A 24,320-nucleotide genomic window follows, 5' to 3' on the forward strand; every position below is an offset into this window, starting at 1 on the left:
TGGTACTTCTACCTTCACACCGAGCACCCGAACACCTGTCCAGTTACCACGCTGTTCCCAAGCCCACCGAGGAGATCGTCTGTGTCCACGACCGACCGCGAGGCGCCCGCCACCTGGCTGTCCCAGGACGCGTACGACCGCCTGCAAGCCGAGCTCAACGAGCTGATCGCCGCCCGACCGGTGATCGCCGCGGAGATCAACGCCCGTCGTGAAGAGGGCGACCTGCGCGAGAACGGCGGCTACCACGCCGCCCGCGAAGAGCAGGGCAAGCAGGAGGGTCGGATCCGCTACCTGCAGGAACTGCTCCGCACAGCGCAGGTCGGCGAGGCACCGACCGCCGACAAGGTCGCACCCGGCACCGTCGTGACGATCTACTTCGACGAGGACAGCAGCGACACGGAAACCTTCCTGCTCGGTTCGCGGGAGATCTCGGCCACCACCGACCTGACCGTCTACAGCCCGGAGTCCGCGCTCGGCAAGGCGATCCTCGGCAGCGGCCCCGGCCAGACCGTCACCTACACCGCGCCGAGCGGCGCGGACATCAAGGTCACCGTCGTCAAGTTCGAGCCGTACGGGGGCTGACCCGCGCAGCGGCGCCCGGTGGTCGCGCACCTCTCCGGCCACCGGGGCCGGCTCGACCGGCCGAGCCGATCAGGCCGGCGGCGCCGAGATCTCGACCGTGTAGCCGCTCGCCCGCAGCGCCGTGACCAGCCGCTCGGAGTGGTCCGCGCCACGGGTCTCCACCGACAGCGCCACCTCCACCTCCCCCAGCCGCAGCAGCGGGTTCTGCCGCAGGTGTACGACGTCGACGACGTTCGCCCGGTGCTCGGCGATCTGACTCAGCAGCGAGGCCAACTGCCCGGGCCGGTCCACGCAGCGCACCGTGAAGCGCAGGAACCGACCGGCCGCGGCCAGGCCGTGCTCGATGACCCGCAACAGCAGCAGCGGATCGATGTTGCCGCCCGACAGCACCGCCACCACCGGTGAGTCGACGGTCGTCGCCCCGGCCAGCAGCGCCGCCACCCCGACCGCGCCGGCCGGCTCGACAACCTGTTTTCCGCGCTCCAGCAACATCAGCAGGGCCCGGGAGATGTCCTCTTCGGACACCGTCACGATGTCGTCGACCAGCTTGCTGACGTGCGCGAACGTGAGATCGCCGGGACGGCCGACCGCGATGCCGTCGGCGATCGTGGCGTAGTGCGGCAGCCGTACCGGTCCGCCGGCCACCAGCGAGGGCGGATACGCCGCCGCTCCCCTGGCCTGCACCCCGATGACCCGTACGTCCGGGCGCAGCGCCTTGGCCACGACCGCGATGCCGGAGATCAGGCCGCCGCCGCCGACCCCGGCGACGATCGTCGCCGCCTCCGGGCACTGCTCCAGGATCTCCAGCGCCACCGTGCCCTGACCGGCGATGACGTCGTGGTGGTCGAACGGGTGGATGAACACCGCCCCGGTACGTTCGGCGAACTCCCGGGCCGCGACCAGCGACTCGTCGACGGTGTTGCCGACGAGTTCGATGCGTGCGCCGTACCCCTTGGTGGCGACGACCTTCGGCAGTGGCGCACCGACCGGCATGAACACCGTGGACGGGATGCCGAGCAGTCCGGCGGCCAGCGCGACGCCCTGGGCGTGGTTGCCGGCGCTGGCGGCGACCACGCCGCGGGCCCGCTCGTCGGGCGTCAGCCGGGCCAGCCGGACGTAGGCGCCACGCACCTTGTAGGAACCGGCCCGCTGAAGGTTCTCGCACTTGAGCCAGACCGGACCGCCGAGCGCCGCGCTGAGCGGCCGCGACGGTTCGAGCGGCGTGGTCCGGGTCACCCCGGTCAGCAGTTTCCGCGCGGCCTCGATGTCGGCGAGTCCGACCAGCTCAGTCATGCCCTGATCGTCGCATCACGGGCCGGAGCCGGCCGCGCCCGGTGGCGGGGCGCCGTCAGGCCGTACGGGTGGGGACCTTCGGCCAACCGGGTGCGTGCCGGCTCCACGGGGCGGTCATCTCGAACTGACCGGCCACGGCCAGCAGCAGCAGTTCGCTGCCGGGCGGGCCGGTGAGCTGCACGGCGACCGGCAGCCCGTCCGGACGCACCCCGATCGGCACCACCAGCGACGGCAGGCCGGCGATGTTCCACGGCGCGGCGAACGGGGCGTATCTGATGCTGGCCGTCAGATTCGCCCGCCACGACCGTCCGGCCCAGCCACCGGCCACCGGTGGCGGACCGGCCAGTGCCGGGGTCAGCAGCACGTCGATCGAGTTGTCGGTGAAGAACCCGATCGACTTCTCCCGCCAGGCGGTCCGGTCGGCCTCGCGTACGTAGCCGCGCCGCTGCGCCCACGCCCCCAGCGACGCGTGCCGGCGGGTACGCGGCTGGAGGGTGCGCGGGTCGAGGCCGCCGGCCCGGACGTCGCTGGCCGCCGCCGCCAGCCAGGTGGCGACGCCGCGCAGGCCGACCGAGGTCGGATAGACCGGGTCGAGGGTGACGGTGTCGTGGCCGGCGTCCACGAGCAGCCGTACGGCGCTCGCGACCGCGTCCCGGTTGGGCTGGTCGACGCGGACGCCGAGGACCGGCGACCGCAGCGACATCGCGACCCGCAGCCGGCGCGGCTCGACGAGTTTTTCCGGCCGGCGGCCGGCGAGGACAGCGAACCCGACGGCGGTGTCGGCGACGGTGGTGGCGAGGATGCCGTGCTCGGTCAGGCCGAACCAGTCCTCGGGGCCGAGTTGGCAGGGCACCACACCCCGGCCGGGCTTGAGGCCGATCAGGCCGCAGCAGGCGGCCGGGATCCGGATCGAGCCGAGGCCGTCGTTGGCGTGCGCGATCGGCACCATGCCGGAGGCGACGGCGGCGGCCGCGCCACCCGACGACCCACCCGGGGTCCGGTCGGTGCGCCACGGGTTGCGGGTCACCGAGGTGCCGTCGTCGGTGACCGCCCACAGGCCGAGTTCCGGCATCCGGGTCACCCCGAGCACCACCGCCCCGGCGCCACGCAGGCGGCGTACGACCTCGTGGTCGTCCTCGGCGACCGGGCTGCGGGCCGCCGCGGACCCGTTCCAGGTCGGCAGGCCGGCCACCGCGGTGTTCTCCTTCACCGCGACCGGCACCCCGGCCAGTGGCAGGTTGGCCAGTTCGTCCTGCTCGTCGACCTTCTCCGCCTCGACGATCGCCTCGCCGCCGCGCACCGCCCGGAAGGCGGACACCACCGGATCGGCGGTGGCGACATGGTCGAGATGGTCGGCGACCACCTGCGTCGCGGACGCGTCGCCGCGACGGACCGCACGCGCGATCTGCTTCGCGGTCGCACCTACCCAGGTCGGCACGATGTCCTGCACGGCCACCTCCCCATCGGCCTTGCAATTATGCGGCGACGCGGCCGCCCCGCCCGGCCGGGTGCGCGCACCCGGCCGGTGCCGCGTCGATCCGGCGCCCGCGCCCGGCCGGATCAGGCCAGCGCCTGCGCCAGGTCGGCGAGGAGGTCGTCGACCGTCTCGATGCCGACGGACAGTCGTACGAGGTCGGCGGGGACCTCGAGCGGTGATCCGGCGGCGCTCGCGTGCGTCATCCGGCCCGGGTGCTCGATCAGGGACTCGACCCCGCCGAGGGACTCGGCGAGCACGAAGACCTTGGTGCGGTTGCAGATCTCGACAGCGTGCGCCTCACCGCCGGTGGCCCGGAACGACACCATCCCGCCGAAGCGGCGCATCTGCTTGGCCGCCGTCTCGTGCCCCGGGTGGTCGGGCAGGCCGGGGTACAGCACCTGTGCCACGGCCTTGTGCCGGGTCAGGAACTCGGCGACCCGCTCGGCGTTGTCGCAGTGCCGGTCCATCCGTACGCCCAGGGTCTTGACCCCGCGCAGGGTGAGCCAGGCGTCGAACGGGCCGTTGATCGCACCCATCGCGTTCTGGTGGTAGGCCAGTTCGGCGCCGAGTTCGGCGTCCGCGGTCACCAGGGCACCACCGACCACGTCGGAGTGTCCGCCGACGTACTTGGTGGTCGAGTGCACGACGATGTCGGCACCGAGGGCGAGCGGCTGCTGAAGGTAGGGCGAGGCGAAGGTGTTGTCGACCACGAGCCGGGCCTGCGCGTCGTGGGCCACCGCGGCGAGCGCGGCGATGTCGGCGATGCCGAGCAGCGGGTTGGTCGGCGTCTCCAGCCAGACCAGCTTCGTCCGCCCCGGCTCGATCGCGGCCCGGACCGCGTCGACGTCGGACACCTTCGCGGCCGTCCAGCTGACCCCCCACCGTTGCGCCACCCGGGCGAAGAGCCGGTAGGTGCCGCCGTACGCGTCGTCGGGGATCACCACGTGGTCGCCGGGCTGGCAGACGGTGCGCAGAAGGGTGTCCTCGGCCGCCAGCCCGCTGGCGAAGGCGAGCGCGGTGTGCCCGCCCTCCAGCGCCGCCAGGCACTGCTGCAACGCGTCCCGGGTCGGGTTGCCGGACCGGCTGTATTCGTAGCCCTCGCGCGGTGCGCCGACGCCGTCCTGCGCGTAGGTGCTGGTCTGGAAGATCGGTGGCACCACCGCCCCGGTGCGGGGCTCCGGCTTCTGGCCGGCATGGATGGCGAGAGTCTCAAAGCCGTACGTCATGGATGCGAGGCTAGTCTCATCGGGTGTCGGGGTGCGTCTTCTGTCGAATCGTGGCGGGATCGGTGCCGTCCTTCCAGGTCGTCGAGGAAGCCGCCGGCGTGGCGTTCCTGGACGCCCGGCCGGTCTTCCCCGGGCACGTGCTGGTGGTGCCCAGACCGCATCTCGAGACCCTGGCCGATCTTCCCGACGCGGATCTGGGCGACTACTTCGCGCTGGTCCGCCGGGTCGCGGTGGCCGTCGAGTCGGGTCTCGGCGCCGGCGGCACGTTCGTGGCGATGAACAACCGGGTGTCGCAGTCGGTTCCCCACCTGCACACCCACGTCGTACCCCGGACGAAGGGGGACGGGCTGCGTGGCTTCTTCTGGCCCCGTACCCGGTACGCCGACGACGGGGAGGCCGCCACGTACGCCGCCCGGATCGCCGCCGCGGTTGCCCCGCCGGACCGGGGGTAAGTGCCGGGTAAGGAGTGGCCGGTCGTCGGCGTTGCAACCCGGTGAGAGGTACGAGAGGAGTCGACCGTGTTCCTACGGCGTATGAAGCACGAGATGCCGACCCCGGACCAGGCGCTGCCGGGCCGGGCGATCGGTATGCCGGTGTCCGACCGGCACGAGGTGCTCGGCACCCCGTTGCAGGGCCCCTGGCCCGAGGGCAGCCGGGTGGCGGTCTTCGGGATGGGCTGTTTCTGGGGCGCCGAGCGGCTGTTCTGGAACCTCCCCGGAGTGATCACGACCTCGGTCGGCTATGCGGGCGGTATCACCCCGAATCCGACGTACGAAGAGGTCTGCTCCGGGATGACCGGGCACAACGAGGTCGTGCAGGTGGTGTACGACCCGGCCCGGACCGACTACGAGCAGTTGCTGAAGGTGTTCTGGGAGAACCACGACCCGACGCAGGGCATGCGTCAGGGCAACGACGTGGGCACCCAGTACCGGTCGGCGATCTACACCACCAACGACGAGCAGCTCCGGATCGCGCAGGCGTCCCGGGACGCGTTCGCCCCGGTGGTGGCGCAGACCGGCCGTGGCGAGATCACCACGGAGATCCAGCCGCTCGGCGACTACTACTTCGCCGAGGACTACCACCAGCAGTACCTGGCTCCGACGAAGAACCCGAACGGCTACTGCAACCACGGCCCGACCGGGATGACCTGCCCGATCGGGGTGGCGAAGACCGGCGCCTGACGTACGCCCCGGAGCCCCGGACCAGGCCGACCACCGGCCCCGGTCCGGGGCTCCGGCGTCGCCGCGATGGATCTGCAGGCGGTCGACCGCTGGACCGCATATACGACCCAACGCTGAGTCGGATAGGCGGCAAAGTACGGGCAGGCCTGCCGCGGGCGGTCAGCATTGCCGCATGTACCCCAGCCCAACCGTTTCCTCCGCTGAACTGCGCCCCCGCCGGATCTGGTTTCTCGTCGCCGCCCTGATCGCCCTCGTCGGGGTGGTCGCGGGCGTCGTTCTTTTTCTCCTCGGCCTGAACAGCGCCGCCGGCGGCGTGGAAGACGTCAGCGCCGAATTCGAGACCAGCACCGAACAGGTCTTCCAGACCGGCGACACCGTTCAGGTCGCGCTGACCCCGACCAGTCGAAGATCGTCTGGGTGGACACGGCCGTGATCGGGAGCACTCCGACGTGCGAGGTGTCCGGCTCGGCCGATCTCGGCACGTCCACGACCAACTGGACCGTGACCAACGCGACCGGGGAGTGGCGCAGTCTCTACGAACTCTCCGCCGCCAGCGCCGGCACCTACGAACTGACCTGCACCGGAGGTACCGGCCCCACGGCTCTCGCGGTCGGCCCCCCGCCGGCGTTCGGGGAGATGTTCGGGTCCTTCGGCGCATTGTTCGGCGGGATCGGCGCGCTGACCGTGCTGCCCTGTCTCGGGTTCGTCGTCGGCGGGGTGATCGCCCTGGTGGTCGGCCTGCGTCGGGGTGCGCACCGCAAGCGTCTCGTCGCCGAGCGGACGGCGGGCTACGGCTACGGGTACGCCCCCGGCTACGGACCGCCCCGGTAGCGATCACGAAAAACCGTTGCCGCTCCGCGCGGCCACTGGATAGCGTGGCCGTACACGGGAAGGGAGGTGGTCCAGGCTTTGATAGGCAATCGGACTCGTGAGGTGGCTGCCCGCTAGCCGCTGTCCTTGACAGTTGTTCGTTCGTCGAGACCGTGTGGCAGCGGCGCGGCGAAACCACGACAGCCACCCGACCCCCGGGGGTGCCGGCCCAGTCCAGCCGGCCCGCGTCAGCGGAATCCCCCGGGGGTCGTCCTGTTCCCGGTTCTGTTCCCCGGTCTGCGGAAGGCGGCCGACGCGTGTCGTCGCGCGAACTCGTCGTACTCGGCACGGCCAGTCAGGTGCCCACCCGACGCCGTAACCACAACGGCTACCTGCTGCGCTGGGACCGCGAGGGCATCCTGTTCGACCCGGGTGAGGGCACCCAGCGGCAGATGCTGCTCGCCGGGGTTTCCGCGACCGACCTGACCCGGGTCTGCGTCACCCACTTCCACGGCGACCACTGCCTGGGCCTGCCCGGTCTCATCCAACGACTGTCGCTGGACCGGGTGCCGCATCCGGTGCCGGTGCACTTCCCCGCCGGCGGTGCCCGTTACTACGACCGGCTCCGGCACGCCAGTTCGTTCCACGACGTCACCGACGTACGCGCCGAACCGGTCGGCTTCGACGGTCAGCGCTTCGAGATCGGTGCCGGGGTGCTCGAGGCGCGGCGGCTGCGGCACCCCGTCGAGACGTACGGCTACCGGCTCGTGGCGCCGGACGGGCGGCGGATGCTGCGGGACCGGCTCGAGGCGTACGGCATCTCCGGGCCGGCGGTCGGCGCGTTGCAGCGCGACGGCCACCTCGACCTGGACGGGCGCCGCGTGCCCCTGGCGGCGGTCAGCGAGCACCGGCGCGGCCAGCGGTTCGCGTTCGTCATGGACACCGGCCTGTGCGACAACGTGTTCGCCCTGGCCGAGGAGGCCGACCTGCTGGTGATCGAATCGACGTTCCTGTCCGAGGACGCCGCCCTCGCCGCCGAGGTCGGTCATCTGACCGCGGCGCAGGCGGGCCGGGTGGCGGCCGAATCCCGGGTACGCCGGTTGGTGCTGACCCACTTCTCACAGCGGTATCCGGATCCGGAGCGGTTCGCGGCGGAGGCCCGGGAGCGGTTCGACGGTGATCTTGTGGTGGCTGACGACCTGACCCGGGTGCCGGTGCCGCCCACGGCGTAGCCGGGCTGTCGGCGCCCGCCGGTGCACCGGCCTGAGCCGCTACTACCCGGGCATAGAATCGGCGGATGCCGGTCTCGTTGCGCACCGCGGAGGCCGCGGACATTCCCCGGGTCGCCGATCTGCACCACCGTTCCCGAATCGACGCCTACGCCGGCCTGGTAAGCCGGCGGGCACTCACCCAGGTGTCGGCGCCGGTGTTCGCCGCCTGGTGGGTGGAGCGGTGGAGTCACGAACGGGCGACGCATGTGCTCACCGTCGCCGAACGCGACGACCAGTTGGTCGGGTTCACGTACGTCGGCCCGGACGACGAAGACGACGAACCGCGCACCGGCCTGCTCTACGCGATCCATCTCGACCCGGCCGAGCAGGGAAAGGGGACCGGGCGAATGTTGATGACCGGCGCCCTGGCGACCCTGTCGGAACAGGGCTGGCAGCGGGCCGCGCTGTGGGTCCTGGCCGGCAACGACCGCGCGCGGGCGTTCTACGAGCGGGGTGGGTGGCGCCCGGCCGGGCAGTCCCGCGACAGCAGATTCGGCCCACCGATCGAGGAGATCCGGTACGACCGTCAGCTGCCCTGAGCGCGTGCCGGGCACTTGGAAGAGTGTGGCGGGCGAGAGCACGTGACCGATGTATGCGGGGGAACCGTATGGTCACGCGCCCTCGCCCGCCGTGCCCACCCGGATCCGGGGGGAACGCCTGGCCGGAGGCGTCAGACCGGCGGAGGCTGCCGGTCACCTGGTCAGGTGGGCGGTGCGGGACCGTCGGGAGCTGGCGGGGCATCGCCGGTGGTCACCGCTCGTGCGAAGACTTGTTCTGGTTGTCGTGCCGCAGGCCGTGGCGTCCTGCGTACACCTAGTCAACGGCGCCGCGGACCCGACCGGTCGGACAGGTTGTGCGACATCCGGACACCATCATCGGGCGCCGAGATGCGCCAGGAGGTCCTGCCGGGTCAGCACGCCCTTCGGCTTGCCGTCGACGAGCACGAGCGCCGCGTCGGACTTCTCCAGCAGCGTGACCGCCTCGCTCACCGGCTGCCCGCCGCCGACGACCGGCAGCGGCGGCCCCATGTGCCGCTCGACCATGTCGTGCAGCTGTGCCTGACCGGTGAAGAGCGCGTCGAGCAGGTCGCGCTCGGCGACCGAGCCGGCGACCTCGCCGGTCACCACCGGCGGTTCGGCCTTGAGCACCGGAAGCTGGGAGACGCCGTACTCGCGCATGTAGTCGATCGCGTCCCGGACCGTCTCGGTCGGGTGCACGTGGATCAACTCCGGCATGCCGCCGGGCTTGCCGGCCAGCGCCTCGGCCACCGTCGCCTCGGCCCCGCCGGTCTCCAGGAACCCGTAGCGGGCCATCCACTCGTCGTTGAAGATCTTCGAGAGGTAGCCGCGACCGCCGTCGGGCAGCAGCACCACGACGATGTCGTCGGGCCCGGCGCGCCGGGCGACGTCGAGCGCGGCGACGACCGCCATGCCGCACGAACCGCCGACCAGCAGCCCCTCCTCCCGGGCCAGCCGCCGGGTCAGGTCGAAGGACTCCTTGTCGGAAACCTCCACGATCTCGTCGCAGACGGTCCGGTCGTAGTTCTCCGGCCAGAAGTCCTCGCCGACGCCCTCCACGAGGTAGGGCCGGCCGGTGCCGCCGGAGTAGACCGAGCCCTCGGGGTCGGCGCCGACGATGCGGACCCGCCCCTCGGACGCCTCCTTCAGGTAGCGGCCGATGCCGGAAATGGTGCCGCCGCTGCCGATACCGGCGACGAAGTGGGTGATCCGGCCGGCCGTCTGCTCCCAGATCTCCGGACCGGTCGTCTCGTAGTGCGACCGCGTGTTGGCGGGGTTGGAGTACTGGTTGGGCTTCCACGCCCCGGGGATCTCCTGGGCCAGCCGGTCGGAGACGTTGTAGTAGGACCGGGGGTCCTCCGGCGCGACGTTCGTCGGGCAGACCACCACCTCGGCGCCGTACGCCCGCAGCACGTTCTGCTTGTCCTCGCTGACCTTGTCCGGGCAGACGAAGACGCAGCGGTAGCCCTTGAGCTGTGCCACCAGGGCCAGGCCGACGCCGGTGTTGCCGCTGGTCGGTTCGACGATCGTGCCGCCGGGCTGCAGCAGCCCGGCCTTCTCGGCCTCTTCGACCATCCGCAGGGCGATCCGGTCCTTGACCGAGCCGCCGGGGTTGAAGTATTCGACCTTCGCCAGCACCGTGGCGGCGATGCCCTCGGTGACGCTGCGGAGCCGTACCAGCGGGGTGTTGCCGATCAGCTCGACGACATTGTCGGAGTAGCGCACGTCGTTGTGCCCTTCTTGGAAGCGCCACGGCAGGTGGCCGGGCCGGTGGTCGCACGGGTCACGTCAAGACTACGTGCAGTTCAGGTCACGACCTGCCCCGGGATCACCGTGCTGCGCTTGGCCTCCCACTCCAGGAACCGCTCCGTCTCGGCGAGGATCGAACCGGCCAGCCAGGTCGCCATGAGCGCGTCGTCGGCCAGGCCGAAGACGGTCAGGAACAACTCCGGCACCAGGTCGACCGGCGACGCGATGTACGCCGTCGCGGCGGCCATCATCGCCAGCCGCAGGCCGCCGTCGTACTCGCCACGCGCGGTGGCTTTGATCATCCGTGGCACCGCGCCGATCCGTTTGCCCAGGCCGGGACCACCACGGGCGCCCGACGTGAGCGCCCGCCCCAACGCCGCGAAAGCGGCGGTCCGCTTCAGACTCTTGGCCATGTCACGCCTCCCTGTCGCCAATGATGCACCCACCCGCCAACCGACGCCTCCGTCGCGGTACGTACCCAACCGGTCGCGGATCTAGGCAACGGCCGCAGCCGGGTGTCGCACCCGGGAGATAACCTCGAAGACCGTACGGCGCCCGCGGCACGACCGCCCGGACTGTTCCCGCCGGTCGGTCTTTCCGTGGAGGGCGCCGGCGCGCAGACGACGGTCCGGGGGGACGCGAATGGCTCGGGTGGAGACGGTCGAACGGGGATCGGCCTCGTGGCGGATCGCCCGGCGGGTGGGTTGGGCGGCCGCGATCGGCGCGGGTCTGACCACGGCCACCGCCGTGGCTCTCGGCGGGGTGGTGCTCGGTCAGGCCAACCGGGCCCGCCGCACCATCCCCATGGCCGAGGCCCCGCCGCCGCGCGGTGACGGCCTCTACGGCGCCAAGTTCCCCGGCCGACCGATCACCCTCGTCGTCCTCGGTGACTCGACGGCGGCGGGCTACGGCGTCCACCGTCCACGGGAGACGCCCGGCGCGTTGCTGGCCACCGGCGTGTCCCGCCGGCTGGGGCGGCCGGTACGGCTGCGCCGGTTCGCGGTCGTGGGTTCGATCTCCTCCGGCCTCGCCCCGCAGGTCGAGGTGGCGATCGAGGAGAAACCCGATCTCGCGGTCATCCTGATCGGCGGCAACGACGTCACCAACCGCACGCCGTACGGGATCGCGGTGCGCCACCTGGTCGACGCCGTACGTGATCTGCGTCGGGCCGGTGCCGAGGTCGTCGTCGGCACCTGTCCCGACCTCGGCGCGATCCAGCCGATCAAGCCACCGCTGCGGTGGCTGGCCCGCCGGTGGAGCCGGCAGTTGGCGGCGGCCCAGACGGTGGCGGTGGTCGAGGCGGGCGGCCGCACGGTGTCGCTCGGCGACCTGCTGGGTCCACGGTTCGCCGCCGACCCGGTCCGGATGTTCGCCTGGGACCGCTACCACCCGTCCGCCGACGGCTACGCGGTGGCGGTGGCGGCGATGCTGCCCACGGTCCTGGCCGCGCTCGGTGCCGGCGAGGAGCGGCGGCCCGCACCGGCGGCCGGCGAGGGGGTGCGCTCGCTGACCGAGGCCGCCGCGCAGGCCGCCCGCCAGCCGGGCACCGAGGTCAGCGGCACCCAGGTCGCCGGCCGCGACCGTGGGCCGGGTGGCCGCTGGGCACAACTGCGGCGGCACCGGCCGGCCTGGCTCGCTCCGCTGCCGGCCGGTGGGCTGCCGGCCCTGTTCGGCAATGCGCGAACCGACGATCCGGCGCCGATCGCCGTACCCTTGGGGCATGGGTCACACGACGTGGGACAACCCTCCACGGTGGAGGAACCCCGGTGAACGGTCGCCGGTGTGCCTCGCCCGCCCCGGGGTGACACGGTGAGCGGCATGGCCGTACGCGTCGGGCGGGCCGCCGCCCTCACCCTGCTCGCCGGCACGGTCGGCGGCGCGGCACTGCTCGCTGGCGAGGCACTGGTGGCCCGTACCCGCCGCTACGCGCAACCGGAGATGGGCCTGACGCTGCGCGCGACGGTCGGTGACCGGTCGGCCCCGCCGCTGCGCCTGGTCCTGCTCGGCGACTCGCTGGCGCTCGGCGTCGGTGTCGACCAGATGGCCGACACCGTCGGTGGCCAACTGGCCCGGCTGCTCAGCGAAGGCGACGGCCCGACCGCCGGGCGGCGACGGGTCGAACTGTCCAGCGTCGGCGTCTCCGGGTCCCGGTCGACCGATCTCGCCACGCAGGTGGCGCGGGCGCTGCTGGGGCAGCTTCCGGACGTGGCGGTCATCCTGATCGGGGCCAACGACGCCACCGGTCTACGCCGGCCGGTCGAGGCGGCCGCGCACCTCGGCGCGGCCGTACGGCGGCTGCGTACGGCCGGCGTCGAGGTCGTCGTCGGCACCTGCCCCGACCTCGGCGCCGTACGGTCGATCGCCCCGCCGCTGCGGCAGGTGGTCGGGTGGGCCGGACGGGTGACGGCGCGGGCACAGGCGCGGGCGGTGCACGAGTCGGGCGGCCACACCGTCGACCTGGCCGCCGAGGCGGGGCCGGTGTTCCGGGCCGACGCCGGCACGCTCTGCTACGACGGCTACCACCCCTCGGCGGACGGCTACCGGGTCTGGGCGCACGCGCTGCTGCCGGCGGTCGCCCGCGCGGCGAGCGGTGTCGACCGCCGCTGAGGCACCGCTCCGTCCGCCGATCTTCCCGACGAAGTTACCCGCGGGTTAAGTTGGGCTCATGTCGACAGAGCCGTCCCGCACCGCCGTCATCGTCTCCACCGCCCGCTCCCCCATCGGCCGCGCGGCCAAGGGATCGCTGCGCGAGCTCCGGCCCGACGACCTCGCGGCCACCATCGTCCGGGCCGCCCTGGACAAGGTGCCGCAGCTCGATCCGACACGGATCGACGACCTCTACCTCGGCTGCGGCCTACCCGGCGGCGAGCAGGGCTTCAACATGGCCCGGGTGGTCGGCACACTGCTCGGCCTCGACACCGTGCCCGGGGCGACCGTGACCCGCTACTGCGCCTCGTCGCTCCAGACCACCCGGATGGCCTTCCACGCCATCGCCGCCGGAGAAGGCGACATCTTCGTCTCCGCCGGCGTCGAGTGCGTCTCCCGGTACGCCCGGGGCAACTCCGACAGCCTGCCGCCGCAGGCACAGGAACTGGTCGGCGGCGGTTGGCAGAACCCGCGGTTCGCGGCGGCGCGGGAGCGCTCGACGGCACAGGCGCAGGGCGGCGGACAGCCGTGGCACGACCCCCGGCTCGACGGCGAACTGCCCGACGTCTACCTCGCGATGGGGCAGACGGCGGAGAACCTCGCCCAGGCGTACGACGTCAGCCGGGCCGACATGGACGAGTTCGGCGTACGCAGCCAGAACCTCGCCGAGAAGGCCATCGCGGACGGGTTCTGGGCCCGCGAGATCACGCCGGTGACGCTGCCGTCCGGTGAGGTGGTCAGCACCGACGACGGCCCGCGGCCCGGGGTGACCCTGGAGGGGGTGGCCGGGCTCAAGCCGGTGTTCCGTCCGGACGGCCGGGTCACCGCCGGCAACTGCTGCCCGCTCAACGACGGCGCCGCCGCCGTGGTCGTGATGAGCGAGAGCCGGGCCCGGGAGCTGGGCATCACCCCGCTGGCCCGGATCGTGTCGACCGGGGTGAGCGCGCTGTCCCCGGAGATCATGGGGCTCGGCCCGGTCGAGGCATCCCGGCAGGCGCTGCGCCGGGCCGGCATGACCATCGACGACGTCGACCTGGTCGAGATCAACGAGGCGTTCGCGGCACAGGTGATCCCGTCGTACCGGGAACTGGGGATCCCGCTCGACAAGCTCAACGTGATGGGCGGCGCGATCGCGGTCGGGCACCCGTTCGGGATGACCGGGGCACGGATCACCGGGACGCTGCTCAACGCCCTCGACTGGCACGACCGCACGATCGGTCTCGAGACGATGTGCGTCGGCGGCGGCCAGGGCATGGCGATGATCCTCGAACGCCTGAGCTGACCCACCAAGATCCTCGTGATCAGGGACCAGTACCGGCGGGTCGCCGGCGTGTCGGGCGTCCGACTCCCTGATCACGGGGATCTTGGCAACACCGTACGGTCACAGTGCGCGCCGGGTCTCCTGTACGTCGGCGACGGCCGCGCCGAGCAGGTCCGGTGCCGGGCCGGCGGCGACCAGGTCCGCGGCGACCACCTTCAACTGATCGGTGAGGGCGAGATCGTTCGACAGCCGAGGCACCGGCCGCCGGGGTTCGCCCTCGGCGTCGGCCGCCCGATCGGCGATCCGCTGCACCAGCGCGTGCATGAGATCCCGCCGGGCCGGCGGGGCATCCCGGTCGACCGAAACGGCCGAACCCGCCACGACGGGACCCCGGTTGGGCAGGATCCCGCCGGAGCCCGCCGTGGCCCGCCAGCGCGGCGCCTCCCAGTGACCGACCTGACGCGCAAGCAGATCCACTGCGCGGCCGAACTCCTCGACACTCATGGCGGGCCAGTCTATGGCTGAGTTGACCGACCTCGCCTTCGCCTCGGCTGGCTCGCTCCGCTTCGCGCCGCCCCATGCACCGTCTTCACCCTCCGGGCATGACGGCTTCGCCGCATGTCCTCGGGCTCCAGACGGTGCGGCGGCGCTCGGACTGAGTTGGCTGGCCCCACCCCCGGCGGGGCCGGCTCGCTCCGCTTCGCGCCACCCCATGCACCGTCTTCACCCCGCGAGGTGTGACGGCTTCGCCGCATGTCCTCGGGCTCCAGACGGTGCGGCGGCGCTCGGTCGACTCGCGACCCTGGTTGCGGTCAGACCTGTCCGTCGATTGCTTCGCCGAATGCTGCCGGTGCACGGGGGCTCGGGTGGAACGGGTCTGCCAGCGCGCCCGCGTCACATTCGGCTGTCGTGTTGATCTGGGCGGGAGAGACCTTACCCGGGCTGGATAAGGTCTCTCCCGCCCAGATCAACGACAATCGCTGGCCGCGATCCCGGCGGTGGTCGGGTCGCTGTCGCGCCCGCTTGGGCGGATCGGCAGCCAGGACGGCAGGTGGCCTTGATCGCCGGTCCCTTCGGCCGGGAAAGGCCAGGGCGGGGAGAGGCCAGGGCCGGGAAGGCCAGGGCCGGGAAGGCCAGGGCCGGGAAGGCCAGGGCCGGGAAGGCCAGGGCCGGGAAGGCCAGGGCCGGGAAGGCCAGGGCCGGGAAGGCCAGGGCCGGGAAGGCCAGGGCCGGGAAGGCCAGGGCCGGGAAGGCCAGGGCCGGGAAGGCCAGGGCCGGGAAGGCCAGGGCCGGGAAGGCCAGGGCCGGGAAGGCCAGGGCCGGGAAGGCCAGGGCCGGGAAGGCCAGGGCCGGGAAGGCCAGGGCCGGGAAGGCCAGGGCCGGGAAGGCCAGGGCCGGGAAGGCCAGGGCCGGGAAGGCCAGGGCCGGGAAGGCCAGGGCCGGGAAGGCCAGGGCCGGGAAGGCCAGGGCCGGGAAGGCCAGGGCCGGGTCGCCGCCGCACCGGAGGGCCGTGCTCGAGAAAGGGCGACGCCCGCCCCGGGGTGGGGCGGGCGTCGGTTGGTGGTCGGTGGCGCGGCCGGTCGGGCGACGGCGCCGGTAGGGGACGGTCAGTCGTCGCCCTGGAAGAAACTGAGTAGCCGCAGGATCTCGATGTAGAGCCAGATCAGGCTGACCAGGATGCCGAAGGCGGCGGTCCAGGAGTAGCGCTGCGGCAGCCCCATCCGGACGCCTTCCTCGACCTCGTGGAAGCTGAGGACGAAGCTGAGCGCGGCCACGATGATGCAGATGACGCTGAAGCCGATCGCCAGCGCGCCCCCGCTACGCAGCCCGGTGTCAACGCCGAAGAGCGACAGCACCAGGTTGATCAGCATGACGGCGAAGAGGCCGACCATCGCGGCGATCATGCCGCGGACGAACTTCGGCGTGGCCCGGATCGCCCGGACCTTGTAGAGCATCGCCATCAGGAAGAACACCCCGAAGGTGGCGACCACCGCCTGCAGGACGATGCCCTGGAAGCCGGCGACGACCTCGAAGTACTTGCTCACCATGCCGACGAAGACACCCTCGACGACGGCGTAGGTGACGACCAGTGCCGGGTTGGCCATCCGGGAGAACGAGATGACCAGGCCGAGCACGAGCCCGACGACCGCCGCACCGATCCAGGCCGCGCTGAGCAGCGCGTCGGGCACGAGGACCCACGCGGCGGCGGCCGAGGCGCCGACGATGCCGAGCAGGGTGACGGTCTTGACGACGACGTCGTCCACCGACATCGGCTGCACGGCGGGCGGCGCGGCCGGGTATCCCGCCGCCGTCGGGTACGGCTGACCGAACTGGCCGGCGGGGGCGTACCCGGCGGCCCGCTCGCGCTCGGCCGCGCGGCCGAGCCGGGCCAGCACCGGGTTGGAAGTTCTCACTGTCAGGCCTCCTTCAGAGGTCGTTGCACGGTGACCGTGCACTACAACAGTAATCTCCTCCACGAATATTCGGGAGTTCCACAGCCTGTGAGCACGCTGAACGCACGAGGTGCCCGGGGCGGGGATCGAACCCGCACGCCTTTCGGCAGCCGCTTTTAAGGCGGCCGTGTCTGCCGTTCCACCACCCGGGCCGGGCGGTCTGCAGCGGCCGATTGCCGCGCTGCCCATACGGTAGCCGGTCTATACCGACCGGGGCGTACCCGTCGCAGCGCGCGACGCTAGGGTCATGGCCGTGACCAGCACTGCCGCCACGGACGCCGGACAGGATTCGACGGACCCGGCGAACGGGTCGGACGGACGGCGGGCCAGCCCGGCCGGACGACCGAGCACGATCCGTGATCATGCCCCCGACCTCGTAATCTGCCTCATCTTCCTCGTCATCGCCGGCTGGGTCACACACGGGCTGTGGCCCGACCCGGGCAGCCGGGTGCTGGCGCTGAACCCCGAGGACCAGACGCTCTACGAGTGGTTCCTCGCCAACGACGCCCGCCTGCTGTTCGGCGATGTCGGATTGCGGACCGACCGGTTGAACGCACCGGACGGCGTCAATCTGATGGCCAACACGACGGTGATCCTGCTGGGTGTGGTCTTCGCCCCGGTGACGCTGCTGTTCGGCGTACCGGTCACGTTCGCCGTGCTGGCCGGGCTGTGTCTGGCCGCGACGGCGATCGCCTGGTATCTGCTGTTCACCCGTACGGCGCGGTTGCACCGGTTCGCCGCCGCGCTGGGCGCCGGTCTGTGCGGCTTCGCCCCGGCGATGGTCTCGCAGACCAACAGCCACCTCCACATGACCGCCCAGTTCATGGTTCCGGTGATCGTCTGGTTGGTCGTCCGCCTGGTCCGCGCCGCCGATCCGACCGGCACCGCCGATCCCACCGGCACCGCCGATCCGACCGGCACCGTCGGCCCGACCGGTGCCACCGGCCCGGACCGGCGGCGGATCGTCACGTCCGGGCTCGGGCTCGGGGCGGCCGTGACCGCGCAGGTGTTCATCGGCGAGGAGGTCGTCTTCCTCACCGCGCTCACCCTGGTCGTGATCACGCTGGCGTACGCCGCCGTGAACTGGCCACACGTCCGGCGGATCCTGCCCGGCGCCGCCGCCGGCATGGCGCTCGCGGTCGGCTCCGCCAGCCTCGTGCTCGCCTACCCGCTGTGGTTCCAGTTCGCCGGACCGGGCAGCGTGCCGAACGGCATGTTCAGCCCGCACTACTTCTCCGCCGACCTGGCGAGTTGGTCGGCGTTCTCGCCGCTGTCGGTCACCGGCAGCGACGACTCGGCCCGGCTGACCACCGGCCCGGCCGAATACAACACCTTCCTCGGCTGGCCGCTGATCGTCGTCGCGGTCGGCTGCACCGCCTGGCTGATCCGCCGGCCACTCGTCAGCGCCTGCACGATCGCCACGGTCGTGATGGCGGCCCTGTCACTCGGCCCCGAACTGGTGATCGACGGCGTACGCACCACCATCTCCGGCCCGTACGCGCTGCTGCTCGGGGTGCCGGTGATCGACGGCGCGCTGCCGATGCGGTTCGCCGTCGCGGCCGTACCGCTGATCGCCACGGTCCTCGCGTTCGCCGTCGACCGGGCGCTGCGGGCTTCCGGTCGGCCGGTACGGCTGCTCGTCCCGGGCGCGGTCGCGGTCGCGCTGGCGACGGTCTTCCCCGCACCGCTGCCGACCGCCGAACGCCCGCCGCTGCCGCAGTTCATCACCGGCGGGCACTGGCGCGACTGCGTCGAGCCGGGCGGCGTGCTGGTGCCGGTGCCGCTGCCGACCCCGCAGGAGCCGTGGCCGCAGCGCTGGGCGGCGGCGGCGAACGCCGAGTTCGCCCTGCCCGAGGGGTTCTTCATCGGGCCGTACGCGGCGGACGGGCGGGCGTCGATGGGCACCTACAAGCAGGCCACGTCGGCGCTGCTGGCGGAGGTGGCCCGAACCGGGGCGGTGCCGGCGATCGACGACGAGGACCGGCAGCGGGCCGGCGCCGACATCGACTTCTGGGGTGCCTCCTGCGTGGCCCTGGCCGACGGGACAGCGAACGGCGACAGCCTGCGCAGCGCGCTGGAGCAGCTTCTCGGCCCGCCCACCCGGTCGGCCGACGCCTGGACCTGGAAGGTGCGCTGACCCGGGCGCCGGCCGGCGCCCGGGTCAGGTGGAGCGTCAGGCCCGGCTGTCGGCGTCCAGCCGGGGCGTCGCCTCCAGGAACTCCTCGCGCGGGTCGTGCAGCTGCCCGAGCGCGACCACCTCGCGGCGCAGGACGAAGGCCAGCGTCCAGTCGACGACGACCCGTACCTTCCGGTTCAGGGACGGGATCCGGCTCATGTGGTACGTCCGGTGCATGAACCAGGCCGGCAGGCCCTTGAGCTTGATCCCGTAGACCTGGGCGACGCCCTTGTGCAGGCCGAGGCTGGCGACGCTGCCGGCGTGCTTGTGCTTGTATTCGACCGGCTCCTGGCCCCGGATCACCGCCCGGATGTTGTCGGCCAGCCGGGACGCCTGCCGTACGGCGTGCTGGGCGCTCGGCGAGCAGAAGGCCCCGGGCGGGCCGGTCAGGTCCGGTACGGCCGCGCAGTCGCCGGCGCTCCAGGCACCCTCGACGATCTTGTCCCCGTCGACCACCTGGAGCGTCGGCAGGCAGGTGACGCGGCGGCGCTCGTCACGCGGCAGGTCGGTGTTGTCGAGCATCGGCGACGGCTTGACGCCGGCGGTCCAGACGATGGTGTCGGCGCGAAAGGCGTCGCCGTCGGAAAGCTTCACCAGCCCGTCGACACACGACTCCAGCCGGGTGTCCAGCCGGATGTCCATCCCCCGCTTGAGCAACACCTCGACCGTGTACGCGCCCATGTCCCGGTCGACCTCGGGCAGCACCCGCTGGGTCGCCTCGACCAGCACCCACCGCATGTCCTCGGCCTTCAGCTCCGGGTAGTACTTCAGCGCGTCCCGGGCCATGTCCTCCATCTCGGCCAGCGCCTCGATGCCGGCGTAGCCGCCGCCGACGAAGACGAACGTCAACGCGCTCCGACGGGTCTCCGGGTCGGCGGTGGCCGCCGCCACATCCAGCCGGTCGAGCACGTGGTTACGCAGGTAGATGGCCTCACCGATGGTCTTGAACCCGATGCCGTGCTCGCGCAGGCCGGGAATCGGCAGGGTGCGGGAGACCGCGCCGGGGGCGACGACGATGTGGTCGTACCCGATCTCGCGGGCCGGGCCGATGATCGGCTGCACGGTCGCGGTCTTGCGGGCGTGTTCGACCCGGGTGACGGTTCCGGCGACGATCTGGCACCGACGAAGTTCGCGGCGCAGCGGCACGACGGAGTGCCGCGGGGAGATGTTGCCGGCTGCCGCCTCGGGCAGGAACGGCTGATAGGTCATGTGGGGCTGCGGGTCGACGACGACGACTTCCGCCTCGCGCGACCCGAGCTTCTTCGACAGGCGCAGAGCCGCGTAGAGCCCGACGTGACCGGCGCCCACCACCAGAATCCGCTGCGGTTTCACGCCTCCATCTTTCTCCTGCCGGCCGCCGGTTATGCCTCCGATACCGGCCTTTGTGACCGAGGACAACGGTGTGATGTCGCTCCGTGTCGGCGGTCACGTCCGCCCGGACCGCCGGTTTCCCTCGGACGGGACGCCGTCAGCGGCGCAGCAGGCGGGCGAGCAGCGCCGCGACACCGACCGCGACGGCGAACCCGGCCAGCGCGGCGGCGAGGAAGGTACGGTCACCGCCCCACTGCGCGGCGGCCAGCAGCAGGATGCCGAGCACGGCCGAGGCCAGCACCACCACCCCGGCGCGCACCGACCAGCCGGTGAACACCTCGGGGGCGACGACCGCGTCGTACGGCAGGACCGCGGCGAGGGCGCACAGGGTGTGGTGCAGGTAGAGGAAGGTGGCCAGGCCGAGCAGCCGCCACAGTGCCACGGGTTCGCCGTACCGGGTGGTGGACAGCACCCAGCCGCCGACGGTGACGACCGCGAAGACGGTCGCCCACCGGCCCCGGGGGCGACCACCGGCAGGACGGCGGCGACGAACAGGGCGAAGGCGAAGCGGCTGAGGAAGATCTGCGCCGGGTACGCCAGCACCAGCGCCACGATCCCGGTGAGCAGGATACCGCCACGGACCCCGAGCGGCGGCAGCGTCGCCCGGGTCACCACGGTGCGGACCGACCGGATCCGCTCGACGACCGACGAGATCACCGGTGCACCGGCCGGGGTGCGGAGGCCAGCCGGGCCACGTCGCGCAGCACCAGGTCGAGGCTGCCGGCGCCGGCCCAGGCGACGACCGGGACGCCGTGCTCACGTAGCTGGCCGATGGTGTTGTCGCGGTCGAGACGCCACAGCCGGTGCGCGATGTCGCTCCACTGCCCCCGGCCGGGCGGGGCCGCCGTGTCCGGCAGCGTGTCGACGGCGACCACGAACCGGCCGGACCGGGCCAGGCGGGCGAGCATCTCCGCCGAGCGCGGGTCGACGAGCGGGGTGAGCACCACCACGAGCGCGTCCGACGACAGCACGTGCGGACCGAAAACCTGGTCGTACGGCTCGTACGGGCTCGCTTCGGCGCGTACGTCGAGCAGCCATTCGAGGACCGTCAGGTATTGCCGGCGGCCGGTGGCCGGACGCAACCGTCGGGCGGCCGGCCCGTACTCCAGCATCGACACCCGGTCGCCGCGGTGCAGGTAGTGCTCGGCGACCGCGGCGGCGGCCCGCACGGTGGTGTCGAGCACCGACGGGCTGCCCTTGACCCCGCCCGACCTGCCGGCCTCGGCGAGTACGTCGAGCAGGAGCACGACCTCGGCGTCGCGGTCGGACAGCGTCGACGCCACGTGCAGTTGCCGGGTCCGCAGCGACACCCGCCAGTCGATCCGCCGCAGCCGGTCGCCCGGCCCGAAGATCCGTACGCCGGCCAGCTCGCCGCCCTCACCCGGCCGCCGGGACCGGTGCCCGCCGACCAGTCCGGCGGCCCGCGGCATCGCCTCGTCGGCGTCGAACGGGTCGGTGACCGGATAGACCGGTACGCCCCGCGGCTCGGCGATCACCGGCCGGCTGACCACGAGACCGTCACCGGCCGCGACCTGGACCCCGGCCGGTCCGAGCGGCTGACGTCCCCAGCGCAGCGCCTCGCCCCGTAACTCGACGTCGACCTCGCCGCCGGCCGGTACGGCGATCGCGTGCGGCCGGTCACCACGCTCGAGCCGCAGCCAGGGCGAGGTGCGGGTGCGTACGACGGCCAGATCGTAGCCGGCGGCGGCATGGTTGCCGACGGTGACCGTACCGCTGACCGGCCCGCCCTCGACGAGATGGCCGTCACCGGCGTCGATCCGCAGTCGGGGCGGCCCGGCGGGACGGCGGCGCAACGCCCACGCGGTCCCGAGCGCGAACGGCGTGGCGAGCACGACAAGGTCGACCCGACCGAGCAGCACCCCGGCGACGAGGAGCAGCCCGACCAGCAGCACGGCCCGACCGAGCGCCCGGGTCGGGGTCCAGTCCGGCTGGTCGGTGTGGTCGTACTCGGGCACGGCCTGCGCGCCCGGCACGGCGGGCCGCAGCATCAGAAGCCGGCCGCGTACGTCGGCAGTGCTCCGCTGGCCGGGGCCGGCGTGCTGGCCAGCACCTCTTCCACGACGAACGACGGGTCGACCCGGCGCAGCCACATCTCCGGCCGCAGGGTGATCCGGTGGGCCAGCGCCGGTACGGCGACCCCCTTCACGTCCTCCGGGATGACGTAGTCACGGCCGGCGAGCACGGCCTTCGCCCGGGCCAGCAGCAGCAGCGCCAGCGAGCCGCGCGGCGACGCACCGACCAGGACCGAGGCGTTCTCGCGGGTGGCCGCGGTCAGTTCGACGATGTAGCGGCCGATGGAGTCCTCGACCACGACCGTCTCCAGCGCGGCCTGCATGGCCAGCAGGGTGGCGGCGTCGACGACCGGTTCGAGCTCGGTCTCCTCGCGCTGGCGGGAGATCCGCCGGCGCAGGATGTCCCACTCCTGCTCCCGGTCCGGATAACCGAACGAGACGCGGAGCAGGAACCGGTCGAGCTGCGCCTCCGGCAGCGGATAGGTGCCCTCGTACTCGATGGGGTTGGCGGTGGCGAGCACGTGGAACGGCGCGTCGAGGCGGTAGGTGACACCTTCCACCGACACCTGCTTCTCCTGCATCGCCTCCAGCAGTGCCGCCTGGGTCTTCGGCGGGGTTCGGTTGATCTCGTCGGCGAGCAGCAGGTTGGTGAAGACCGGACCGGCCCGGAAGGTGAAGTCGGCCTTGCTCTGGTCGTAGAGGAACGAACCGGTGACGTCGGCGGGCAGCAGGTCCGGCGTGAACTGCAGACGGCGGAAGTCGAGGCCGAGCGCCTGCGCGAAGGACCGGGCGGTCAGCGTCTTGCCCAGGCCGGGCAGGTCCTCCAGCAGCACGTGCCCGCCCGCGAGAATGCCGGCGAGCACGAGTTCGAGGGCGTCCTGCTTGCCGACGACGACCGTGCCGACCGAGTCGAGCACCGCCTGGGCCATCCGGCCCACGTCGGGCACGGTGACTCCGCCCGCTCGCCGGCCTCCGGTTACGGCGTCTCCACCGGTCATGTTTGCTCCAATTGCGCGACGGCCGCCGCGATGTCGGCCGGCCTGGGCTTGCGCCTGGCCGGAGTGTCCAGCAAATTCCACAGTGGATCGGTCAGCAGCGCGCGGGCCCGCTCCGGGTCGGTCGCCCGGGTGCAGCCGTGGCGCTGCCGCAGCCGTTCGTCGACAAGTTCACCGAGCGCCGGCAGCACCACCCGGTTGAACCGCTCCGGGTCGTTCTGCGCCCGCGCGAGCGCCGTCTCCCACCGGCTGACCGCGCTCTGCAGGGCATCCTGGGCGGACCAGTTGTAGGTGCCGTCGTCGGGTCGTACCGGCGGGCGTACCGGGGCCGGCGGGACGAGCCCCGCCGTGACCCGGCGCAGCACGAGCAACGCGAGGAAACCGGCGAAGACGGCGACCAGCGGCACCGCGAGCCCGAACAGCCGCAGCCCGAAGGCGGTCACGGCGGTGCAGGCGGCGGCGATCGCCGCCGTACGGAGCCACCGCCGCAGCCCCGACCGGTCCCGCCGGGACCGGCGCGCCGGCTCCTCCTCGTGCTGGAGCAGATCGTCGATACTCGTCACGGCTGCACCTCGGCGGTGAGTTCGCCGCGCAGTCGTTGCAGGGCGGCCCGGGCCTGGTTACGCATCCGCTCGTCGACGGTACGGGTGGCGTAGCGCGCCTCCCGGTAGACGGTGGCGAAGGCGCCGAGCACGTCCGCGCTCACCCCACGGTTGCCGCTGAGCAGCCGGGTCACCAGGTCGGTCGGGGTGTCGCCGACCTCCCGCTGCACGCCCGCCGCGGCGGCGGCCTGTTCCAGTCGCAACCAGCAGGCGATGACCGCCCGCCGCGGGTCGGCGTCGGCGTCGGACAGATCGACCAGGCCGGCGTCGACGGCGGCGACCACCTCCTCGGCCGTACGGCCGGCGGCCCGTTTCGGGGCGTCCGGCCGGACCCGGCGGGTTCGGCGGCCCAGCCGGTCGCGCAGCATCGCCCACACCAGCAGACCGACGGCCACCACGACGGCGAGCACACAGAGCGTGGCGGCCAGCGGGGCCAGCCACCCGGGCAGCTCGGTGGGTTCGGCCGCGGCGACCGGGCTGGGCTCCGGCGGGAAGGACGGCATCTCCCGGTCCTGCGAGTAGTCGGGCAACCCCGGCACGACGTCGCTGTCGACCGCCGGCTCGACCCGGCTCAACCTGAGCGACGAATGCCCGGCCGCGACCGCCGTCAACGCGAGCAGCAGCGCGACGACCGCCAACGGCCAGAGCCGGCGCAGGGAATTGACGTCCACAGCGG

General features: G+C 72.7%; 23 protein-coding genes, 1 tRNA gene and 1 pseudogene. 11 read left to right on the forward strand and 14 right to left on the reverse strand.

Annotation, left to right across the window (positions count from 1 at the left end):
* Window positions 1-81: 81 nt before the first annotated feature.
* Window positions 82-582, forward strand: a complete 501-nt coding sequence (greA, locus tag Prubr_RS06860; protein ID WP_212822671.1) for a transcription elongation factor GreA — start codon at window positions 82-84, stop codon at window positions 580-582.
* Window positions 583-651: 69 nt separating this feature from the next.
* Here greA and ilvA read toward each other — a convergent pair whose 3' ends face one another.
* The 3 genes from ilvA to Prubr_RS06875 all read right to left on the reverse strand — a co-directional run bounded on the left by ilvA (window position 652) and on the right by Prubr_RS06875 (window position 4,578).
* Complete coding sequence (gene ilvA, locus Prubr_RS06865; RefSeq protein WP_212822674.1) at window positions 652-1,875, reverse strand: threonine ammonia-lyase; 1,224 nt, start codon at window positions 1,873-1,875, stop codon at window positions 652-654.
* Window positions 1,876-1,930: 55 nt separating this feature from the next.
* Entirely contained in the window at window positions 1,931-3,331 is a 1,401-nt protein-coding gene (locus Prubr_RS06870) for an amidase (protein WP_212822676.1), read from the reverse strand.
* 104 nt (window positions 3,332-3,435) lie between these two features.
* Complete coding sequence (locus Prubr_RS06875; RefSeq protein WP_212822678.1) at window positions 3,436-4,578, reverse strand: cystathionine gamma-synthase; 1,143 nt, start codon at window positions 4,576-4,578, stop codon at window positions 3,436-3,438.
* Window positions 4,579-4,601: 23 nt separating this feature from the next.
* On the opposite strand from Prubr_RS06875, the gene Prubr_RS06880 reads away from it, so the two are divergent.
* The 6 genes from Prubr_RS06880 to Prubr_RS06905 all read left to right on the forward strand — a co-directional run bounded on the left by Prubr_RS06880 (window position 4,602) and on the right by Prubr_RS06905 (window position 8,379).
* Entirely contained in the window at window positions 4,602-5,030 is a 429-nt protein-coding gene (locus Prubr_RS06880) for an HIT family protein (RefSeq protein ID WP_212822680.1), read from the forward strand.
* 66 nt (window positions 5,031-5,096) lie between these two features.
* Window positions 5,097-5,759, forward strand: a complete 663-nt coding sequence (gene msrA / locus Prubr_RS06885) for a peptide-methionine (S)-S-oxide reductase MsrA (protein ID WP_212822682.1) — start codon at window positions 5,097-5,099, stop codon at window positions 5,757-5,759.
* Between the two features lie 172 nt (window positions 5,760-5,931).
* On the forward strand, window positions 5,932-6,192 hold the full coding sequence (locus Prubr_RS06890; RefSeq protein WP_212822684.1) for a hypothetical protein: 261 nt from the start codon (window positions 5,932-5,934) through the stop codon (window positions 6,190-6,192).
* Window positions 6,177-6,590, forward strand: a complete 414-nt coding sequence (locus tag Prubr_RS06895) for a hypothetical protein (protein WP_212822686.1) — start codon at window positions 6,177-6,179, stop codon at window positions 6,588-6,590. The genes Prubr_RS06890 and Prubr_RS06895 overlap by 16 nt, the downstream gene beginning before the upstream one ends.
* A 296-nt stretch (window positions 6,591-6,886) precedes the next feature.
* Entirely contained in the window at window positions 6,887-7,801 is a 915-nt protein-coding gene (locus Prubr_RS06900; protein ID WP_212822688.1) for a ribonuclease Z, read from the forward strand.
* A 65-nt stretch (window positions 7,802-7,866) separates the two neighbouring features.
* Window positions 7,867-8,379 carry a GNAT family N-acetyltransferase gene (locus Prubr_RS06905; RefSeq protein ID WP_212822690.1) on the forward strand — a complete coding sequence of 171 codons (513 nt, stop codon included), beginning with the start codon at window positions 7,867-7,869 and terminating at the stop codon, window positions 8,377-8,379.
* A gap of 333 nt (window positions 8,380-8,712) precedes the next feature.
* Here Prubr_RS06905 and Prubr_RS06910 read toward each other — a convergent pair whose 3' ends face one another.
* Together Prubr_RS06910 and Prubr_RS06915 are read right to left on the reverse strand one after the other, a co-directional pair.
* A complete protein-coding gene (locus Prubr_RS06910) occupies window positions 8,713-10,083 on the reverse strand; it encodes a cystathionine beta-synthase (RefSeq protein ID WP_212822692.1) in 1,371 nt (456 codons plus the stop codon).
* A gap of 80 nt (window positions 10,084-10,163) precedes the next feature.
* Window positions 10,164-10,520: a YkvA family protein gene (locus Prubr_RS06915; RefSeq protein WP_212822695.1), complete on the reverse strand. Its 357-nt coding sequence runs from the start codon at window positions 10,518-10,520 to the stop codon at window positions 10,164-10,166.
* A gap of 229 nt (window positions 10,521-10,749) precedes the next feature.
* Here Prubr_RS06915 and Prubr_RS06920 point away from each other — a divergent pair, with 229 nt between their 5' ends.
* The 3 genes from Prubr_RS06920 to Prubr_RS06930 are packed head-to-tail and all read left to right on the forward strand — an operon-like array spanning window position 10,750 to window position 14,035.
* Window positions 10,750-11,877 carry an SGNH/GDSL hydrolase family protein gene (locus Prubr_RS06920; RefSeq protein WP_212822697.1) on the forward strand — a complete coding sequence of 376 codons (1,128 nt, stop codon included), beginning with the start codon at window positions 10,750-10,752 and terminating at the stop codon, window positions 11,875-11,877.
* Between the two features lie 48 nt (window positions 11,878-11,925).
* Window positions 11,926-12,714 (forward strand): SGNH/GDSL hydrolase family protein, encoded by a 789-nt coding sequence (locus Prubr_RS06925; RefSeq protein WP_212827622.1) that lies wholly within the window; start codon window positions 11,926-11,928, stop codon window positions 12,712-12,714.
* A 58-nt stretch (window positions 12,715-12,772) separates the two neighbouring features.
* On the forward strand, window positions 12,773-14,035 hold the full coding sequence (locus Prubr_RS06930; protein WP_212822699.1) for an acetyl-CoA C-acetyltransferase: 1,263 nt from the start codon (window positions 12,773-12,775) through the stop codon (window positions 14,033-14,035).
* 99 nt (window positions 14,036-14,134) lie between these two features.
* Here Prubr_RS06930 and Prubr_RS06935 read toward each other — a convergent pair whose 3' ends face one another.
* From Prubr_RS06935 to Prubr_RS06945, 3 genes are all read right to left on the reverse strand, one after another.
* Window positions 14,135-14,518, reverse strand: a complete 384-nt coding sequence (locus Prubr_RS06935) for a hypothetical protein (protein WP_212822701.1) — start codon at window positions 14,516-14,518, stop codon at window positions 14,135-14,137.
* 1,103 nt (window positions 14,519-15,621) lie between these two features.
* Window positions 15,622-16,428, reverse strand: a complete 807-nt coding sequence (locus Prubr_RS06940; protein WP_212822703.1) for a Bax inhibitor-1/YccA family protein — start codon at window positions 16,426-16,428, stop codon at window positions 15,622-15,624.
* 110 nt (window positions 16,429-16,538) lie between these two features.
* Window positions 16,539-16,619 (reverse strand) — tRNA-Leu (locus Prubr_RS06945).
* 95 nt (window positions 16,620-16,714) lie between these two features.
* Here Prubr_RS06945 and Prubr_RS06950 point away from each other — a divergent pair.
* Window positions 16,715-18,604, forward strand: coding sequence for a hypothetical protein (locus tag Prubr_RS06950; RefSeq protein WP_425517987.1), 1,890 nt, complete (start codon window positions 16,715-16,717; stop codon window positions 18,602-18,604).
* A 36-nt stretch (window positions 18,605-18,640) separates the two neighbouring features.
* Here the strand turns inward: Prubr_RS06950 and Prubr_RS06955 are convergent, their stop codons facing one another.
* From Prubr_RS06955 to Prubr_RS06980, 6 genes and pseudogenes are all read right to left on the reverse strand, one after another.
* Window positions 18,641-19,975, reverse strand: a complete 1,335-nt coding sequence (locus tag Prubr_RS06955) for an NAD(P)/FAD-dependent oxidoreductase (protein ID WP_212822705.1) — start codon at window positions 19,973-19,975, stop codon at window positions 18,641-18,643.
* Window positions 19,976-20,111: 136 nt separating this feature from the next.
* Window positions 20,112-20,668: pseudogene (locus tag Prubr_RS06960) on the reverse strand (hypothetical protein).
* On the reverse strand, window positions 20,668-22,023 hold the full coding sequence (locus Prubr_RS06965) for a DUF58 domain-containing protein (protein ID WP_212822706.1): 1,356 nt from the start codon (window positions 22,021-22,023) through the stop codon (window positions 20,668-20,670). Before Prubr_RS06965 ends, Prubr_RS06960 begins: the two are co-directional and overlap by 1 nt.
* Complete coding sequence (locus tag Prubr_RS06970) at window positions 22,023-23,045, reverse strand: AAA family ATPase (RefSeq protein WP_212822708.1); 1,023 nt, start codon at window positions 23,043-23,045, stop codon at window positions 22,023-22,025. Before Prubr_RS06970 ends, Prubr_RS06965 begins: the two co-directional genes overlap by 1 nt.
* Window positions 23,042-23,605 (reverse strand): hypothetical protein, encoded by a 564-nt coding sequence (locus tag Prubr_RS06975; protein WP_212822710.1) that lies wholly within the window; start codon window positions 23,603-23,605, stop codon window positions 23,042-23,044. The genes Prubr_RS06970 and Prubr_RS06975 overlap by 4 nt, the downstream gene beginning before the upstream one ends.
* Window positions 23,602-24,315 (reverse strand): DUF4129 domain-containing protein, encoded by a 714-nt coding sequence (locus Prubr_RS06980; protein ID WP_212822713.1) that lies wholly within the window; start codon window positions 24,313-24,315, stop codon window positions 23,602-23,604. Before Prubr_RS06980 ends, Prubr_RS06975 begins: the two co-directional genes overlap by 4 nt.
* Window positions 24,316-24,320 lie beyond the last annotated feature (5 nt).

Source organism: Polymorphospora rubra (assembly GCF_018324255.1).
In the GTDB taxonomy this organism is placed as follows: Bacteria; Actinomycetota; Actinomycetes; order Mycobacteriales; family Micromonosporaceae; genus Polymorphospora; species Polymorphospora rubra.

Excerpts from the sequence above, each read along its gene's own strand:
- Prubr_RS06875 (WP_212822678.1), bottom strand. The coding sequence starts at position 4,578 with ATGACGTACGGCTTTGAGACTCTCGCCATCCATGCCGGCCAGAAGCCG.
- ilvA (WP_212822674.1), bottom strand. The coding sequence starts at position 1,875 with ATGACTGAGCTGGTCGGACTCGCCGACATCGAGGCCGCGCGGAAACTG.
- Prubr_RS06905 (WP_212822690.1), top strand. The coding sequence starts at position 7,867 with ATGCCGGTCTCGTTGCGCACCGCGGAGGCCGCGGACATTCCCCGGGTC.
- Prubr_RS06970 (WP_212822708.1), bottom strand. The coding sequence starts at position 23,045 with ATGACCGGTGGAGACGCCGTAACCGGAGGCCGGCGAGCGGGCGGAGTC.
- Prubr_RS06935 (WP_212822701.1), bottom strand. The coding sequence starts at position 14,518 with ATGAGTGTCGAGGAGTTCGGCCGCGCAGTGGATCTGCTTGCGCGTCAG.
- Prubr_RS06920 (WP_212822697.1), top strand. The coding sequence starts at position 10,750 with ATGGCTCGGGTGGAGACGGTCGAACGGGGATCGGCCTCGTGGCGGATC.
- Prubr_RS06950 (WP_425517987.1), top strand. The coding sequence starts at position 16,715 with ATGGCCGTGACCAGCACTGCCGCCACGGACGCCGGACAGGATTCGACG.
- Prubr_RS06925 (WP_212827622.1), top strand. The coding sequence starts at position 11,926 with ATGGCCGTACGCGTCGGGCGGGCCGCCGCCCTCACCCTGCTCGCCGGC.
- Prubr_RS06965 (WP_212822706.1), bottom strand. The coding sequence starts at position 22,023 with ATGCTGCGGCCCGCCGTGCCGGGCGCGCAGGCCGTGCCCGAGTACGAC.
- Prubr_RS06890 (WP_212822684.1), top strand. The coding sequence starts at position 5,932 with ATGTACCCCAGCCCAACCGTTTCCTCCGCTGAACTGCGCCCCCGCCGG.
- Prubr_RS06915 (WP_212822695.1), bottom strand. The coding sequence starts at position 10,520 with ATGGCCAAGAGTCTGAAGCGGACCGCCGCTTTCGCGGCGTTGGGGCGG.
- Prubr_RS06930 (WP_212822699.1), top strand. The coding sequence starts at position 12,773 with ATGTCGACAGAGCCGTCCCGCACCGCCGTCATCGTCTCCACCGCCCGC.